Origin of the sequence: Streptomyces sp. AC512_CC834, assembly GCF_019049325.1 — a bacterium.
Classification (GTDB): Bacteria; Actinomycetota; Actinomycetes; order Streptomycetales; family Streptomycetaceae; genus Streptomyces.
Window position 1 is genome coordinate 22,515 of the sequence record NZ_JAGMUO010000114.1, and the last position, 13,947, is coordinate 36,461.

Genomic DNA, 13,947 nt, shown 5'->3' on the forward strand with positions numbered 1-13,947 from the left:
GGGCGCTCCACACCGTCAAACCCCGCCAGCAGCCGGGCGACCGCCTCCCGGTCGGCCACATCACACGCCACCACCTCCACCCGCGCGCCGGCAGCCTCCAACTCCGCCACCAACCCCGCCGCACCCGGAGCACCCGCCCCACGCCGACTCGTCAGCACCACATCCCGCACCCCACGCGCCACCACCAGATGCCGGGCCACCACCGCACCCAGACCACCCGTCCCACCCGTCACCAACACCGCACCACCCGACAACGACACCCCAGCCGACGTATCGACGTCGTCGGTGTCGGCGGTGTCGGCGGTGTCGGCGGTGGTGGGTGGGAGGGCGCGGACCAGACGCGGGACGAACACCCGACCGTCCCGCACCGCGAGCTCCGCCTCCCCCGAAGCCACCGCACCCGCCACCACCCCTACACCGTCATCCGCACCCGGATCCAGATCCAGCACCGTCAGCCGGCCCGGGTTCTCCGCCTGCGCCGCACGCAGCACACCCCACACACCCGCCACCGACACATCCACACCATCACCCGGCACCACACCCACCGCACCACGCGTCACCACCACCAGACGCGACGCAAGCACCCGCTCATCCGCAAGCCACCCACGCACCCGCTCCAACACCACCCCCGCCACCAACCGCGCCCCCACACCAGCACTGCCACTGTCGCGGTCGCTGAAGCTGTCGGGAGAAGGCACCTCCCACACCACCACCGGCGGCACCACATCACCCGCCGGCCACACCTCCCCGTCCCACACCGGCACAGCCGCCACACCCTCCGGCACCACCACCGGACTCCAGCCCACCCGCCACAACGACCGGCCCACCACCCCACCAGCCGACTCCAACTGCCCCACCGACACCGGCCGGGTGACCAGAGACTCGACCGTCGCGACCAGTTGGCCGGTGGTGTCCGCAACGCCGATGGAGGAGACTTCCTCGCCGCGTACGCGCCGGATGTGCACGCGCAGAGAGGACGCACCGGCCGCGTGCAGAGAGACTCCGTTCCAGGAGAAGGGCAGCATCGTCGCGCCCTCGTCCTCATCCGTGCCGTCGAGTAGCAGGTCGACATGCATGGCGGAGTCGAGCAGCGCCGGGTGCAGTCCGAAGCGAGCCGCCTCCGCGTGCTCCTCCTCGGGCAGCGCCACCTCGGCGAAGACATCGTCACCCCGCCGCCAGGCCGCCTTCAGCCCCTGGAACACCGGACCATAGCCATAACCGCGGCTGGCCAGACGCTCATAGGGCCGTTCGACCTTCAGGCTCTGGGCACCCGGCGGAGGCCAGGCGGTCAGCTCGAATTCGGGAACGCTGGTGGCGCGCCCGAGAAGGCCCGTCGCATGACGGGTGAAGGGGGCGTCGTCGCCCTCGACCCTCGAGTACACCTCCACCGAGCGCAGTCCCGTGTCGTCGGCGGCACCGACCACCACCTGGACCGCCACACCGCCGTCGACCGGCAGCACCAGCGGCGCCTCAAGGGTCAGTTCCTCGACCACGTCACAGCCGACCTGGTCACCAGCCCGGACAGCGAGTTCCACGAAGGCGGTGCCCGGCAGCAGGACGCGGCCGAGGACATCGTGATCGGCGATCCACGGATGCGTGTCCGCAGCCAACCGGCCGGTCAGCACCAGTCCGTCGGAGTCGGGCGACACGACCATCGCGCTCAGCAGCGGATGATCGACGCCCTCCAGGCCGGCGGAACCGATGTCACCCGTGACGGCACGGGTGACATCGAGCCAGTAGCGCTCGCGCTGGAAGGCGTAGGTGGGCAGATCGACGCGTTCAGCACCGCGCCCGGCGTAGAAGGCGGTCCAGTCGACAGTGCCGCCCGAAGCGAACACCTGCCCCAGCGCCGTCACCGCCGTCACATCCTCCGCACGGTCCTTGCGCAGCACCGACGCGAAGATGACCTCATCGGCAGCCGTGTCGAGAGTCTGCCGGGCCAGACCCGTCAGAACCGGATCCGGACCACACTCCACAAACCGCACCACACCCTGCTCATGCAGGGCACCGATCCCGTCGGCGAAACGGACTGCCTCACGCACGTGGCGCACCCAGTACTCGGGGTCGGTGAGCTGCCCCGCCACCGCGAGGGCGCCCGTCACATTCGATACGACGGGCAGGGACGGCTCCGCATACGACAGCGACGCCACCACCCCACGGAACTCCTCCAGCATCGGCTCCATCAACGGCGAATGGAACGCATGCGACACCCGCAGCCGGGACACCCGCCGACCCAAAGTGGTGAAGTGCTCAGCCACGGCATCGACACCGGTCTCGGTGCCGGACACCACCACAGACGTGGGGCCGTTGACCGCGGCGATCCCGACACCGTCGGACAGCACCGGCAGCACCTCTGCCTCGGTGGCCTCCACCGCCAGCATCGCCCCGCCCTCCGGCAGCGCGTCCATCAGCCGGCCCCGCGCCGCCACCAACGAAGCCGCGTCCTCCAGGGACAGCACCCCCGCCACATGCGCGGCGGTCACCTCACCGATCGAATGCCCCGCCACGAAGTCGGGACGCACACCCCAGGACTCCACCAGCCGGAACAACGCCGTCTCCACCGCAAACAGCCCCGCCTGCGCAAACACCGTCCGGTTCAGCAGCCGGGCATCCTCACCCCACACCACCTCCCGCAACGACCGCCCCAGCAGACCATCCAACCGGCCACAGACCGCATCGAAGGCGGACGCGAACACCGGGAAGGCGTCATACAGTTCCCGGCCCATCCCCAGCCGCTGACTCCCCTGCCCCGTGAACAGCACAGCCGTCTTGCCGTCACGTATCTCGCCGACCGTCGCTCCGGTGGCGGACTCGGCGGTGAGGGTGTCGAGCGCCTCGGCCAGAGCGTCACGCCCGTCGCCGATCACCACGGCCCGGTGTTCGAGCGCGGCCCGCGTGGTCGCCAAAGCATGTCCGGCGGGGCGGAGTTCGGCGTCGGTGAGAGTGTCGAGGTGTGCGCGGAGCCTGTCGGCCTGGGCCCTCAGCGCCTGCGGGGTGCGGGCGGAGAGCACCCAGGGCAGGAGCGGACTCGTGACGGAGTCGGAGTCGGAATCGACCGCTGAGCCGGCGGCGGGCTCCGGAGCCGGGGACTGCTCGATGACGACATGGGCGTTGGTGCCGCTGATCCCGAAGGAGGAGACGCCCGCCCGGCGCGGTCGGGCGGCAGAAGTGGCCGGCCACTCCCTGGCCTCGGTGAGGAGCTGGACCGCACCCTGGGTCCAGTCGACCTGAGGGCTGGGTTCGTCGGCGTACAGGGTCTTGGGGAGCTGCCCGTGCCGCATCGCCATGATCATCTTGATGACGCCCGCGACACCTGACGCAGCCTGCGTGTGACCCATGTTGGACTTGACGGAGCCCAGCCACAGCGGACGGTCCTCCGCCCGGTCCTGGCCGTACGTCTCCAGCAGCGCCTGCGCCTCGATCGGGTCACCCAGCGTCGTACCCGTGCCGTGGCCCTCGACGGCGTCGACGTCACTCGTCGACAGGTCGGCGCTTGCCAGGGCCTGACGGATGACGCGCTGCTGCGAGGGTCCGTTCGGGGCGGTCAGGCCGTTGCTCGCGCCGTCGGAGTTGACCGCGCTGCCGCGCAGGAGGGCGAGGACCTGGTGGCCGTTGCGGCGTGCGTCGGAGAGCCGCTCGACGAGCAGCAGGCCGACGCCCTCGCCCCAGCCGGTGCCGTCGGCGCCCGCGCCGAAGGACTTGCAGCGGCCGTCGGCGGAGAGTCCGCCCTGTCTGCTCATGTCGATGAAGGTGTCCGGGGTGGACATGACGGTGACGCCACCGGCCAGGGCCAGGGAGCACTCCCCGGAGCGCAGGGCCTGGGCCGCCATGTGCAGGGCGACCAGGGAGGACGAGCACGCAGTGTCGACGGAGACCGCCGGACCCTCGAGACCGAGGGTGTAGGCGACCCGGCCGGAGACGACACTGGCCAGGCTGCCGTTGCCGTGATAGCCCGCCACGTCCTCGGGCAGCGGGCCCAGCCGCAGGCCCCAGTCGTGGTACATCACGCCGGCGAACACACCGGTGTCGCTGCCCTTGAGGCTGTGCGGGTCGATACCGGACCGTTCCAGGGTCTCCCAGGCGACTTCGAGGAGCAGCCGCTGCTGGGGGTCCATGGCCTGCGCCTCACGCGGGCTGATGCCGAAGAACGCGGCGTCGAACAGGGCGGCGTCGTGCAGGAATCCGCCTTCGCGGGCGGAGCTCTTGCCCGGTACGCCCGGCTCGGGGTCGTAGAGGTCGCGGGCCCAGCCACGGTCGGTGGGGAAGGGTGAGACGACGTCCTCACCCGCGGTGACCGTCCGCCACAGGTCCTCGGGGGACATGATGTCGCCGGGGTAGCGGCAGGCCATGCCGACGATGGCCAGCGGCTCGTCGGTGCGGGTGACGGCGGGCCGGCTGCGCCGGACGTCGGCGGCGGCGGGGCCTTCGACCTTGGTGGCGAGGTGTTCGGCGAGCGCGCGCGGTGTCGGGTAGTCGAAGGTGAGGGTGGCGCTCAGCCGCAGGCCGGTCGCGGAGTTGAGCCGGTTGCGGAGTTCGACCGCGCCGAGGGAATCGAAGCCCATGTCGGTGAAGGCGCGTCGTACGCCGACGGCGTCGGCTCCGTCGTGGCCGAGGACGTCGGCGGCCTGTTCGCGCACCAGGTCCAGCAGGCGCTCGGTCAGTTCGGCCCCGTGCAGGCCGGCCCAGCGGCCGGCGTTCTCGGACGCGGTACGGGCGGCGGGCCCGGCGGCCGATCGCCGCACGGGCACGCGTACGAGGTCACGCAACAGTGGCGGGATGCCGTCGTTGCGGGCGCGCAGGGCGTCGAAGTCGACCCTCAGCGGGGAGACGGCGGCGCTGCCGGATACGACGGCCCGGTCGAAGAGGGCGAGGTTGTCCTCCGCGGAGAGCCCCTCCATGCCCAGGCGGCGGGCGCGCTGCAGGGCGGACGCGTCGAGGTGGGCGCCCATGCCCGCGTCGCCGGTCCACAGGCCCCAGGCGATCGAGGTGGCCGGCAGGCCCTGGAGGTGCCGCTGCTCGGCCAGTGCGTCGAGGAAGACGTTGGCGGCGGCGTAGTTGCCCTGGCCCGCACCGTCGAGGAGACCGGCCATGGAGGAGTACAGGACGAATGCCGCGAGGTCGAGGTCGCGCGTCAGTTCGTGCAGGTGCCAGGCCGCGTCGGCCTTGGGCCGCAGTACGGTGTCGAGCCGGTCGGCGGTCAGGGAGCCGACGAGCCCGTCGTCGACGACGCCGGCGGTGTGCACGACGGCGCCCAGCGGGTGGTCGGCGGGGACGGAGCCGAGGAGCGCGGCAACGGCCCGGCGGTCGGCCACGTCGCAGGCGCTCACGTCGACCCGGGCGCCGTTCTCGGTGAGCTCGGCGACGAGTTCGCGGGCGCCCGGTGCGTCCAGGCCGCGGCGGCTGGTGAGCAGCAGGTGGCGTACGCCGTGCTGGGTGACGAGGTGGCGGGCGAGGAGGCCCCCGAGGCCGCCGGTGCCGCCGGTGATCAGTACGGTCCTGTGGTCGTCCCACGGCGCGGGGGCTGCCGGGTCGGTGGCCGGGCCGGTGGCCGGGGCGAGTACGAGTCGCGGTACCCACAGCGTGCCGCCGCGCAGGGCGGCCTCGGGTTCGCCCGAGGCGAGGACGACACCCGCCGTAACCACATCCGCCGTGTCGGTGTCGGTGTCGGTGTCGGTGTCGGTGTCGAGAAGGACGATGCGCCCGGGGTTCTCGGCCTGTGCGGAGCGGATGAGGCCCCAGACGGCCGCCAGGTGCGGTACGGCGGGGGCGTGGCCCGGCACCGTGACGGATCCGCGGGTGCGGACGAGGAGCACGCTGTCGGCGAGGCGTTCGTCGCCGAGCCAGTTGCGTACCGCCTCCAGGGCCGTGTTGACGGCGCCGCGCAGCCGGGCGGCGAGTTCGGTGCCGGCCGGGACGCCGGGCAGGTCGAGGACGACGGACGCCGGTGTGCCGTCGGCACCGTCGGTGAGCCGGTGCAGCGCGTCGGCGCTGCCGTCCCAGGCGACGGGTTCCCCGACCGGAGTGCCGACCGGAGAGGTGACCGGAGAGGTGACCGGAGCCGCGGCCGGAGCCGCGGCCGGTGTCAGCGGGCGCCATGTCACCTGGTGGAGGTCGCCGCCGCGGCCGGTGCGGGCGGACCGCAGTTGTTCGGCGGAGACAGGGCGCAGCACGAGGTTCGCGACGCTCGCGACGGGCAGCCCCTCGGCGTCGGCGAGCGTGACGGTGAGGGCGTCGTCACCCCCGGGGGTGATACGGACGCGGACGGCCGAGGCACCCGCGGCGTGCAGGGTGACGCCGTTCCAGGAGAAGGGGATGCGCACCTGGTCGGCGGCCGGCCGGGCGGAGCCGTGGTCGGCGGTGTGCAGGGCGGCGTCGAGGAGGGCGGGGTGCAGTCCGAAGGCCGCCGCGTTGGCCCGTTCTCCGTCGGGCAGGGCGACCTCGGCGAAGACCTCGCCGTCGCGCCGCCAGGCGGCCCTGACGGCCCGGAAGACGGGGCCGTAGCCGTATCCGTCGCGCGCCATGTCCTCGTACAGCGTGGTGGTGTCGAGGGGTTCGGCGCCGGGCGGGGGCCAATCGGTGAGGTCCGTGAGGTCGGTGTCGGGGGCGGCGGTGGTGCGGGCGAGGAGGCCGGCGGCGTGCCGGGTCCAGGTGGCGTCGCCGTCCTCGGACCGCGAGAAGATCTCCAGCGGGCGCAGTCCGGCGTCGTCGGCGGCGCCGACCACCACCTGGACGACGACGGAGGCGTCGGGCGCCAGGACGAGCGGTGTCTGGAGCGTCAGTTCCTCCAGCAGGCCGCAGCCGACCTGGTCGCCCGCGCGGACGGCCAGTTCCACGAAGGCGGTGCCGGGCAGCAGGGTGACGTCGGAGATGACATGGTCGGCGAGCCAGGGGTGGGAATTCAGGGAGAGGCGGCCGGTGAGGACGGCGGTGTCGGCGCCGGCCAGGCTGACGGCGGCGCCCAGCAGCGGGTGGTCGACGGCCGTCTGGCCGAGGCCGGGGGCGTCGCCCGTGGCGGGCGGGGCGGTCAGCCAGTAGCGGCGCCGCTGGAAGGCGTAGGTGGGCAGGTCGAGGAAGCGGGTGTCCCGGTCGGCGAACAGGGCGGAGCCGTCGAGGGCGGCGCCGTGGGCGTGGGCCCGCGCGATCGCCGTGAGCAGGGTCCGTTCCTCGTCGTGGTCGCGGCGCAGGGCGGGCAGGAAGAGCGTTTCGTCGCTGTCGACGGACTGCTGGGCGAGGGCGGACAGTACGGCGTCGGGGCCGAGTTCGAGGAAGGTGCCGACGCCGCTCCCGGCGAGGTGCCGCACCCCGTCCGCGAAGCGGACCGCCTGGCGGACGTGGTCCACCCAGTACTGCGGTGAGCAGAGCTGCTCGGTGGTGGCCAGGCGTCCGGTCACGTTCGACACGACGGGGATGGTGGGCGCGGAGTAGGTGAGAATCTGCGCGATCCGCTCGAACTCGGCGAGCATAGGCTCCATGAGGGGCGAGTGGAAGGCGTGCGAGACCCGCAGTCGGCTCACCTTGCGGCCCAGCGCGGAGAAGTGGCCGGCGATGGTCTCGACGGCTTCGCGGGTGCCGGAGACCACTACCGCGGTGGGTCCGTTGACGGCCGCTATGCCGGCCGACTCGTCGAGCAGGGGCAGGACTTCGTCCTCGGCGGCCTGCACCGCCAGCATGGCGCCGCCCTCGGGCAGTTCCTGCATGAGCCGGCCGCGTGCGGCGACCAGGGTGGCGGCGTCGTCCAGGGAGAGCACGCCCGCCACATGGGCGGCGGTCAGTTCGCCGATGGAGTGTCCGGCGAGGAAGTCGGGTCGCAGACCCCAGGACTCGACCAGCCGGAACAGGGCGGTCTCGACCGCGAAGAGTGCGGCCTGGGCGAACGCGGTACGGTCCAGCAGGGCCGCTTCGTCAGACCCTTCCGCGGCGAACAGTACGTCGTAGAGCGGCCGTTCGAGCTGCAGGTCCAGGTAGCCGGTGACCTCGTCGAGCGCCTTGGCGAACACCGGGAACGCGTCGTAAAGACCGCGGCCCATGGCGACGCGCTGGCTGCCCTGTCCGGTGAACAGGAACGCGAGGCCGCGTCCGTGCGCGGTGCCGCGGAACAGGTCGGGAGTGCTCCGCCCGTCCGCGAGTGCCCGCAGGCCCTCGCGCAGCCCGGTACGGTCCCCGACGACCAGTACGGCACGCTCGTCGAGAGCGGCCCGGGTGGTGGCCAGGGAGTGGCCCAGGTCGGCCGGGGTGCAGTTCTCGTCCGCGTCGACGAGGTCGAGCAGCCGGGCGGCCTGGCCGCGCAGCGCGGGCTCGGTGCGGGCCGAGACCGGGACGAGGCCGACGGTGGCGGAGCCGGCCGGGGGCTGGGTGCGGGGCTCGACCTCCTCCGGCTCGGGTTCTTCGAGGATGACGTGGGCGTTGGTGCCGCTGACCCCGAACGCGGACACGCCCGCGCGCCGGGGGCCGTCCCCCGCGGGCCAGGGGACGGGGTCGGTGAGCAGACGTACGTCGCCCGCGGACCAGTCCACGTTGGGCGAGGGCGCGTCGACGTGCAGGGTGCGGGGCAGGACGCCGTGGCGCATCGCCTCGATCATCTTGATCACGCCGGCGACGCCGGCCGCGGCCTGGGTGTGCCCGATGTTGGACTTCACCGAGCCCAGCCACAGCGGGTGCCCCTCGGCGCGGCCCTGCCCGTAGGTGGCGACGACGGCCTGGGCCTCGATCGGGTCGCCGAGGGTGGTTCCCGTGCCGTGCGCCTCCACGGCGTCGACCTGGTCCGCCACCAGGCCGGCCCGGGCCAGGGTGCGGCGGATGAGGCGCCGCTGCGAGGCGCCGTTCGGTGCGGTGAGGCCGTTGCTGGCGCCGTCCTGGTTGATGCCGCTGCCGCGGATGACCGCGAGGACGCTGTGGCCGTTTCGCCGGGCGTCGGAGAGCCGCTCCACGACCAGGATGCCGACGCCCTCGGCGAAGCCGGTGCCGTCGGCGGCCGCCGCGAAGGCCTTGCAGTGGCCGTCGGGGGCGAGGCCGCGCTGCCGGCTGAACTCGGTGAACGTGGCGGGGCTGCCCATCACGGTCGCGCCGCCCGCCAGGGCGAGGGAGCACTCGCCGCGGCGCAGCGACTCCGCGGCCAGGTGCAGGGAGACGAGGGAGCTGGAGCAGGCGGTGTCGATGGTGAGTGCGGGGCCTTCGAGGCCGAGGGTGTAGGCGACCCGTCCGGAGGCGATGCTCAGCGCGCTGCCGGTCAGCAGGTAGCCGTCGGTGCCCTGGGCGTCCTCGTGGGAGCGGACGCCGTACTCGTGGGCTCCGGCGCCGACGAAGACACCGGCCCGGCTGCCGCGCAGGGAGGTCGGGTCGATGCCCGCCCGTTCCACCGCTTCCCACACGGTCTCGAGCAGCAGCCGCTGCTGGGGGTCCATGGCGAGTGCCTCACGCGGGCCGATGCCGAAGAACTCGGCGTCGAACTCCGCGACGTCGGTGAGGAAGCCGCCCTTGCCCACGTGGCTGCGGCCCGGGGCGTCGGGGTCGTCGCCGAAGAGGCGGTCGAGGTCCCAGCCCCGGTCGTCGGGGAAGTCGGCGACGACCGTCCGCTCCTCGGCGACCACCCGCCACAGGTCCGCCGGGGACGAGATGCCCCCGGGGAAACGGCACCCGATGCCGACGACGACGATCGGCTCGTCGTCGTCGAAGGCGGGCGGCTCGGGCTCGCCGGCGTCGTCGTCGGACAGACCGAGCACCTCGGCCCGCAGGTGGTCGGCGAGCAGCCCGGGGGTGGGGTACTCGAAGGCGACGGTGACCGGCAGCGCGAGTCCGGTGGCGGAATTGAGACGTGCGTGCATCTCGACCAGGCTCAGCGAGTCCAGGCCCAGCTCTCGGAATGGGCGTGCGATGTCGACGTCGCCGTCCTCGTCGGGGCGGAGCTTCCGCAGCATGCCACGGGTCTGTTCCCGTACCAGATCGAGCAGCATTCGACGCTGCTCGGAAACAGGCAATTCCGCCAGTTCACGCATGAGACGTGAACGGTCGACCGGCGTGTCCTCGTCGCCGGCGGAAAGGAAAATCCCAGACTCGCTCATCGAGGCACACTCCACGTTATCGATTAGTCGTGCAGACAGACCTCACCCGGGCCGCCACGCAACCGCACGCTACGTGAGATAAAAGCCGAGCCGTCACCCCTAGCCACCCCTAGGCGCCACCCCGGAACTTCCGGCCTGGAAATATAAGGGGAGACAGGGATCCACTGAGGGGGCGGCGAGCGCCCCAGAGTACGCCGGAAAACCTTGCCCGCGACTATCGCCCGTGATAGGAATCCGGTCAACAGTCCGAGATTTGCGCAATACCGGCCGCAGAATTGAGCGTCCGTTCACGCATCCGGCCGGCCCCTAAAATGCCGCACTCGACAGTTCAGGACCGACTGCGTGTATGCCCCGCCGCCGGACTTGCGAAGGTGCGGCGAATCCCGGGCCAACCAGAACCCGCCGCCAGTCATGGGGGAAGATTCACGTGAGCCTGAGTCAAGAGATTTCCGTGTCGGTTTCCGCGCCGGTCGACCGACTGCACGACTTCATGCTCGCCTGGGCCAGGGTGACGCCCGACGAGCCGGCCGTGGTCGAGGCGGGACCGGACGGGGAACCCGCCGTGGTCACCACCTACCGGCAGTTGGAGCAGCGGGTCCACGGGTACGCGTCCGTGCTCGACGGGCTCGGGCTGGACATGGGTGAGCGGGTGATCCTTGAGTCGGACACCTCGTCCTCGGCCATAGCGATGTTCCTGGCGTGTTCGTCACTGGGCCTGACCTTCGTGCCGGTGAGCCCCGAGACGCCGCTGAAGCGGCTGTTGACGATCATCGAAACGACGGAACCGGGCCTGTACGCCCAGGCCCAGGAGGGCAACCGGGAGGGTGTGCCCGAGGGCCTCGGCACCGCACGGTTCGGGCCGCAGGGGCTGACGGTGGAGCGGCGGCCCCGGCCGCGGATCCGGCACCGCCGCGAACCGGTCGGCACGGACACCGCCTACATGATCTTCACGTCGGGTACGACCGGCCGCCCCAAGGGTGTGGTGATGAGTCACCGCGCGGTGGTGTCGTTCTACCGGGGCATGCTCCAGCACGCCATCGTGGGCAGCGGTGCCCGGGTCGCCACGACGTCACCGCTGCAGTTCGACTTCTCCCTGCTGGACATCGGCCTGGCGCTGGGCAGCGGCGCGGCCGTGGTGCCGGTCCCGCGGGACACGCTGCGCTGGCCGCGGCGGTTCGTGAAGTTCCTGAAGGACATGGAAGTGACCCAGGTGGACGGGGTGCCCTCGATCTGGCGCTCGGCCCTGAAGCACGAGAGCGAGCAGTTGGCCTCGCTCGACCGGCTGCGCGGCGTGCTGTTCTGCGGCGAGGACTTCCCGCTGCCGGAGCTGCGCCTGCTGCAGCGGCTGCTCCCCCAGGCCCGGCTCGTCAACTGCTACGGCGCCACGGAGACCATGGCCTGCTCGTTCACCGACGTGCCCAACCCGCTGCCGGCGGACCTGGAGAAGCTGTCCATCGGGTTCGCCCACCCCGGCGCGGAGATGATGATCGTCGACGAGTCGGGGCAGGTGATCGAGGAGCCCGGCGTGCAGGGCGAGATCCATCTGCGGACCCCCGCCCTGTTCACCGGCTACTGGGACGACGTGGAGGCCACTCGCCGGGCCCAGGTCCCCGACCCGCTGAACCCCCGCTCGGGCCAGCTCGTCCTGCGTACCGGAGACCTCGCCCACCGGGGCGGGGGCGGCGAGATGTACTTCTGCGGCCGGGTCGACTCCCAGGTGCAGATCCGCGGCAACCGGGTGGAGATCGGTGAGGTGGAGCGCAAGATCCTGGAGTTCCCGGGGGTCACCGCGGCCGCCGTGCTGGTGGTGCGGCGGCCGGAGCGCGAACCCGTGCTGGGGGCGTTCGTGTCGATGGCACCGGACGCGGCGGCGCCCAGGGGAACGGAGCTGAGCGCGTTCTGTGCGGAGACTCTGCCCGCCTACATGACACCCAAGGAGCTGCATGTGGTGGCGGAGTGGCCCGTCACCGTGCACGGCAAGACCGACCGGGCCGCGCTCACGGCCGTGGCCGGCATCTGACCGGTCCCGGACACCGGTCCCGGACACCGGACACAAGGGCCGATTCCCGGGGGACGGGGATCGGCCCTTGCAGGTGGAGGGCCGTTTAGAGCACTGTATGAGACGAATGTATATGACGTCGACTAAGGTTGAAGCATGGGACATCGCGAGGACTTGCTCATCGGCGCCAAGCGCTGCTTGATCGAAAAGGGGTACGGCCGTACCACGACGCGCGACATCGTCGCCGCGTCCGGTGCGAACCTTGCGTCCATCGGCTACCACTACGGTTCGAAGGAGGCGCTGCTCAACGCGGCGCTCCTGGAGGCGCTGGACGACACCGGCAAGGAGATCTCACCCACCCAGGTCCCCGATGTCGATCCCCACGCCACACCGGTCGAGCGGTTCGAGGCGGTCTGGTCGCACATCGTCGAGAGGTACCAGACGAACCAGCAGCTACTGCTGGCCAGTTTCGAGGTGTTCGCCCAGGTGGACCGGGTGCCGGACCTGAAGCCGGCGCTCGCCGACGGCGTCGAGCAGGGCCGGACCTCCATGATGGAGCTGTTCAAGAACATCGCGGGTGAGAACGCCGACGAACTGGACGAGGCGTCGATGCGCGCGGTGGGCGCCTTCTTCCAGGCGATGGCCACCGGTGTCATGGCGCAGTGGCTGGTCGACCCCGACCGCGCCCCCACGGGCCACGACCTGACGCTGGCCCTGCAGGCCATGCTGCGCTGGTCCGAGGCGAAAGCGCCCGAGGCCGCACAGGCCTGACCGGGCCGCGGAACGCGTGGGGCGTCAGTCACGGCGCCCCAACGCGCCACCGAACGCCACCGAACGCCACCGAACGCCACCGGCCGACCCTGGGGGAGGGTCGGCCGACAGTGCGTGCGGGCAGAGCGGGGACGGGGACTCAGACGATGCGGCGCAGCACGAAGTCGTCGGCCGTCTCTCCGCGGAAGAGGTACTCGGGACGGCCGCTGAGCACGTAGTCGCCGTGCGGCGTGGGCAGCACGTCCGTGGGGTTCTTCTCGGGCCACTTCTCGTGGTGCACGGTCTTGGCGGCGGACCAGTCCTCGTCCGCCGGCTCGAGGACGATCACCGCGTCCTCACCGTTCTCGTTGGCCAGCGCGTTGCTGACCACCACCATGCTGCCGTCGGCACGCAGGGCGAACGCGTCCCCGCCGACGATGGGGCCGCCCGACAGCTCGACCTGGCGGACCTCCCCGGTGTCGGTGGACACCCGGGCCAGCAGACCCGTGGTGTAGTGCAGCGCCAGCAGGAAACCGCCCGAGTGCACCCGCAGGCCGATCACGCCGGCGCCGGTGCCCAGCTCCCAGCCGGGCGACAGCGTCTGGCTGTCCACCAGCACCTCGGCCTTGCCGTCCACGGTGACCCGGTAGATCTTGTTGGCCGCCGGGTCGCTCACGTACGCGGTGCCGTCCTGGTCCAGCGCGATCCGGTCGGCCGCGTGCATGGGCTCCTCGCCGAGCGCCAGGTCGACCAGGAACTGCTCCTCACCGGTGGCCAGGTCGTACACGGCCATGCCAGATGCCTTGAGGTTGGTCTCCGGAGTGGAGCGGACGCCGATGCCGAGGTCGTGGTAGCCGAGCAGCAGCCGGTTGCGGGGCACGTCGACGGTGATGCCGACGGTCGACACGATCCGCGGGTCGGGGTCGGTCACCAGCGGGGTGAGCCGGCCGTGGCCGTCGACGATCGACGCGGTGCCGTGCCGGGTCGAACTGACCAGGAAGGCCTGGCGGTTGGGGTCCCAGTCGACGCCTTCGGGGTGCAGGGAGTCGGCGTGCCCGGTGATGACGTCGGCGAACGGGGTGCCGTCGCCGGGTGTGCTGCTGTCGGACATGAGGTTCTCCTGTTTCGTACGGATGGTCG

The 13,947-nt window shown here is 71.9% G+C and carries 4 protein-coding genes; 2 read left to right on the plus strand and 2 right to left on the minus strand.

Annotation, left to right across the window (positions count from 1 at the left end; all coding sequences use genetic code 11):
• Positions 1-9,914 (minus strand): SDR family NAD(P)-dependent oxidoreductase (locus tag KUM40_RS36025; protein WP_374227453.1); only part of this gene is annotated, 9,914 nt, incomplete at its 3' end.
• A gap of 634 nt (positions 9,915-10,548) precedes the next feature.
• On the opposite strand from KUM40_RS36025, the gene KUM40_RS36030 reads away from it, so the two are divergent.
• Entirely contained in the window at positions 10,549-12,078 is a 1,530-nt protein-coding gene (locus KUM40_RS36030) for an AMP-binding protein (RefSeq protein WP_254396208.1), read from the plus strand.
• A gap of 135 nt (positions 12,079-12,213) precedes the next feature.
• A complete protein-coding gene (locus KUM40_RS36035; RefSeq protein WP_217170532.1) occupies positions 12,214-12,828 on the plus strand; it encodes a TetR/AcrR family transcriptional regulator in 615 nt (204 codons plus the stop codon).
• A gap of 139 nt (positions 12,829-12,967) precedes the next feature.
• Here KUM40_RS36035 and KUM40_RS36040 read toward each other — a convergent pair whose 3' ends face one another.
• A complete protein-coding gene (locus KUM40_RS36040) occupies positions 12,968-13,918 on the minus strand; it encodes a gluconolaconase (protein ID WP_217170533.1) in 951 nt (316 codons plus the stop codon).
• Between the last annotated feature and the right edge of the window lie 29 nt (positions 13,919-13,947).

What these genes read in the sequence shown, in the direction of transcription:
- KUM40_RS36030 (WP_254396208.1), top strand. Translation starts at nt 10,549, where the DNA reads ATGCTCGCCTGGGCCAGGGTGACGCCCGACGAGCCGGCCGTGGTCGAG.
- KUM40_RS36035 (WP_217170532.1), top strand. Translation starts at nt 12,214, where the DNA reads ATGGGACATCGCGAGGACTTGCTCATCGGCGCCAAGCGCTGCTTGATC.
- KUM40_RS36040 (WP_217170533.1), bottom strand. Translation starts at nt 13,918, where the DNA reads ATGTCCGACAGCAGCACACCCGGCGACGGCACCCCGTTCGCCGACGTC.